This window comes from Chamaesiphon sp. VAR_48_metabat_403 (assembly GCF_031422475.1).
GTDB lineage: Bacteria > Cyanobacteriota > Cyanobacteriia > Cyanobacteriales > Chamaesiphonaceae > Chamaesiphon.
Genome location: NZ_JANPLS010000130.1, coordinates 1 through 3,948, shown reverse-complemented (window position 1 = coordinate 3,948; position 3,948 = coordinate 1). Strand labels below are relative to the sequence as shown.

4 protein-coding genes are annotated in these 3,948 nt (G+C 45.9%); 2 read left to right on the top strand and 2 right to left on the bottom strand.

Features of this window, described 5'->3' with window-relative positions:
- Positions 1-97: 97 nt before the first annotated feature.
- Positions 98-1,102: an isochorismatase gene (locus RMO79_RS06535; RefSeq protein WP_310482252.1), complete on the top strand. Its 1,005-nt coding sequence runs from the start codon at positions 98-100 to the stop codon at positions 1,100-1,102.
- Between the two features lie 178 nt (positions 1,103-1,280).
- Here RMO79_RS06535 and RMO79_RS06530 read toward each other — a convergent pair whose 3' ends face one another.
- Positions 1,281-2,333 (bottom strand): class I SAM-dependent methyltransferase, encoded by a 1,053-nt coding sequence (locus RMO79_RS06530; RefSeq protein WP_310482251.1) that lies wholly within the window; start codon positions 2,331-2,333, stop codon positions 1,281-1,283.
- A gap of 195 nt (positions 2,334-2,528) precedes the next feature.
- Between RMO79_RS06530 and RMO79_RS06525 the strand changes: the two genes are divergently transcribed.
- Entirely contained in the window at positions 2,529-3,026 is a 498-nt protein-coding gene (locus tag RMO79_RS06525) for an HNH endonuclease (protein ID WP_310482250.1), read from the top strand.
- A 75-nt stretch (positions 3,027-3,101) separates the two neighbouring features.
- On the opposite strand, the gene RMO79_RS06520 is transcribed toward RMO79_RS06525, so the two are convergent.
- A complete protein-coding gene (locus RMO79_RS06520; RefSeq protein WP_310482249.1) occupies positions 3,102-3,782 on the bottom strand; it encodes an urease accessory protein UreF in 681 nt (226 codons plus the stop codon).
- Positions 3,783-3,948: the final 166 nt, after the last annotated feature.

Sequence of the window (3,948 nt, the reverse complement as noted above, 5' to 3'; positions counted from 1 at the left end):
CAGAGAAGTCGGGGCTATTTGCGTAATTGTGCGGTTGCTTGTATATGGTAGTAATTACTATAATAAATCCAACTAAATAGTTTTATTTTTACTATATATGTCACAGTTGCCTATCCCTGAACACTTCCAATCAGCTAGCGTCGGCGAGATCTGGCGCGTACCCTATCAAGATCGATCGGGTGCAGCTAAAGCATGGCTAAAAAAACATCAGCTTCGACCCGTATCGCAATCACAAACTAGTGTTAAGCTATTATTGATTGATGTCCAAAATACTTTTTGCTTGCCTGACTTTGAGCTGTTTGTCGGTGGTCGTAGTGGGCGAGGGGCGATCGAGGATAATGTACGGCTGTGTGAGTTTATCTACCATAATTTAGGTAAAATTGACCATATAATTGCGACCTTGGATACCCACCATCTCCACCAGATCTTTCATCCGATTTTTTGGATCGACAAAAACGGTACACATCCTACTCCAGGCGTGACAACAATCTTGCCAGAAGATCTACAGTCGGGAAGATGGCGCGTCAATCCTGAATTTAGCAATCAGTCACCCACACAGCTCCACGCCTATGCTTTGCATTACGTTCAGCAGTTGAGCGATGGCGGGAAATATCCGCTATTAATTTGGCCGTATCATGCGATGTTGGGTGGAATCGGTCATGCTTTAGTCCCGGCGGTGGAAGAAGCGATCTTTTTTCATGGGGTGGCGCGGCATAGTCAGGCGAGTTTCTCGATTAAAGGCGATCGCACGTTGACGGAAAACTACTCAGCCTTGGCTCCAGAAGTGACTACAGACCAATTTGGGACAGAGATTGGGACTAAAAATGATAGTTTGATTAAACTTTTATTAGAATCGGATCAATTAATTATTGCGGGACAAGCCCAGAGTCATTGCGTGGCTTGGACTGTAAATGACCTCTTGACGGAGATTCAGGCGATCGATCCAGACTTAGCACGGAAGGTATATTTATTAGAGGATTGTACTTCTCCCGTGGTAATTCCTGGGGTAGTTGACTATACAGCCCAGGCTGATGCTGCTTATCAGCGATTTGCAGCTGCGGGGATGAATATTGTCAAATCGACGGACGATATAATTGCCTGAGACTAAAGTCTCGGCTCATGATGCAAAGTCCGCCTGTCTTGAAAAGGTGCTCTACTTGGGGAAACCCCAAGACCGCACTTTTCGCTTCGCGGACTAGTTTATTAGTCCGCGAAGGCGGATTTTGCACTACTAGCAGCGGTTTCTAACCGCTGAGGTTGTAGGTAACAACATCGAATTTTTACTTCTTAGCTACTAAATATTTGCTCATGAAATGTACTTCAGTCGGCAGTATTTCGGCAAAGCCAGCTTGCTTGAGTCGATCGATCAAATCGTCCTCCATGTAGCTACGATAGTAGGGTTCGTGGAAAGTCTCATGAAACATGTGCATCATTGCTTCTAGCTCTGGCGAATCGCTCACCTGAATCGAATCGCAGATGATGAAAGTGCCACCTGGCTTGAGTACGCGATAACATTCTTCGATCGCTTTTTGACGTACTGCGGGTGGGAGTTCGTGGAACAAAAATACACAAGTAACGGCGTGGAAATAGTTATCGACATAAGGCAACTCTTCAATATTGCCCTCTAATAACTGTACTAGCGATCCTGGCAGATCGGCGAGCTGTTCGTTCGCTTTTCGCAAGTAGGCATCGGAAAGATCTACGCCAAATAACGAAGCTTGCGGTAACATTGCCCTGATAGCGCGCAGAGTACGCGCCGTACCGCACGCCGCATCGAGAATCCGAATTTGCTTGGCAGGTACATCGCGGAAGGCTTGTAAGCCAGCTTTGAGCGGAGCTAAAATTCGACGACGCATTGCATCGGCACTACCACCAAATAAAATCTCGACTTGTAAATCGTAAAGATTGGCAGAAAGATCGCTCAAGTAGCCACCAGTTTGATGATGGAAATTTTGGACGTAGTAATTAGGATAACCTTCTGTCTGGATATCTCGATCGAAATCCTGATACTTTTTGCCATCGGCGCGCGCCCAAATACTTGGCAGATCGGCAACCAACAAAGGATACTGGCGCAAATAATCTGTCCACGGCTCGTCGAAGAGCAAGCTAGTCGGATAGATACCCCGTTCGGCATCTTGCCAATCGACGGCTTGAATGTCGTTGACGCGCTGCTGAAGTTTGCTAATTAATGCTGGCGGTACCGGAATCGGTGGTAGATTATTGGGCTTGAGAGCCTTGCGTGCCTGAATGCTCAGGGTTTTGTGGGCGAAGCTGAGGTAGCTCTTACCCTGCTGAAGAGTTTGATAAGTTATCTTGGTGAGAGTGTCAGCCATGTCAGTGGATTTTCCCGATCGTATTGTAAATAAATCTAACGAATATTTTCTAATTTGTAAATTAAATGCACTAAATTATTTCGACAAGTTGGCAACCGATTCAATCTCTTTAATAGCTACTTGCCAAATTCCTCAACACTTAGCTGAGATTGTGTTACGATCGAGGGAAATAGGTATCAAAATCCTACAGTAGACATGAGCAAAGTGCTGGTGTTAAATGCTTCCTACGAGCCGCTAAATATTACTGGTTGGCGACGTGCGGTAATCTTAATGCTCAAAGGGAAAGCAGAACGAGTCGAACACAACGGCAAATATTTATACCAAGATTTTCCACTGCCCACGGTGATTCGATTGCGGCACTACGTTACGGTGCCGTACCGAGAAATTCCCCTCACCCGTCGCAATGTGCTCAACCGCGACAATCATTCCTGTCAATACTGTGGTTATCGGGGCGATGGTTTGACGCTCGATCATGTAATTCCGCGATCGCGCGGCGGCCCAGATACCTGGGAAAATCTGATTACTGCCTGTATGCGTTGCAATGTCAAAAAGGGCAATCGCACTCCTAAAGAAGCCAATTTACCGCTCTATAATCAACCGCGCCGACCTTACAGCAGTCTGCATTATGAGGCAGTGACGCACATTAACAATGGCTCTCATACCGAATGGCGTAAGTATATTATTGGGATTTAAACAGCGGATAGAAAAGCTAGAAAACACATCCCCGACTTCTTAAAAAAAGTCGGGAAAGCTTGCGTAATGCGTAAGCTAACTTCTAAACAGCCGACTGTAGAGGGTTTCATGTTGCATACTTGCCAACGATGCGCCCCAGGTACAGGCATAGAGATCGTCATCGGCGAGAGTTGGAATAGTTTGCGCGAGGAGATCGAGTTTGGCGAGTAATTGCCAGAGCATCTGCTGTCCCGCAGTTTGTCCGAGCGGAATTAACTTTACACCGACACCGATTTGACTGGTCGCCCAACACTGAAGATAAGCTAAAATTGTGTCATGACGATCGAGTTGCCAAACTTGGGCAGTAATCCCAAATGCGATCGCATAATGACAAGGACGATCGATCTCGTTGAATAAATCTTGAATTTCAGGCGTTAGTTCGATCGCTAATTTAGTTAAAGAGCCGCCCATCTGCCAACTTTGATGGCGTAATTCTTCATTTTCTCGCGTAGCCGACAACCACCGATTCCAAAATTGCAGTCGAACTAAATCGCCTTGACTAGCAGCTAAATAGGCTCGATCCATTAAGGCAGTTTCGATCCGAATCGCTCCAGCATGTAATTCATACTCAATCCAGGTTTGGAGTGAAGATCGATCGACGATAGTTCCCTGTAGAATGAGACTTTCCAATCCTTCCGAATAACTATACCCGCCGACTGGTAGCAGTGGACTCGATAACTGTAATAGTCGCGATAATTGCTGGGGGTGCGCTCTCATACCATTTGAATTTTGGATTTAGCGACTTAGCATCTCCGTCGCGCTGATGAGTACACATTAATTCTAGCTGGCGATCTCAAAATATCAGCAATGCCGATCTGAGGTACGATTTTGAATCTTTGCTAGCCAACTGATTTCTTTTGTCTCCGAACTCCGAACTCCGAAC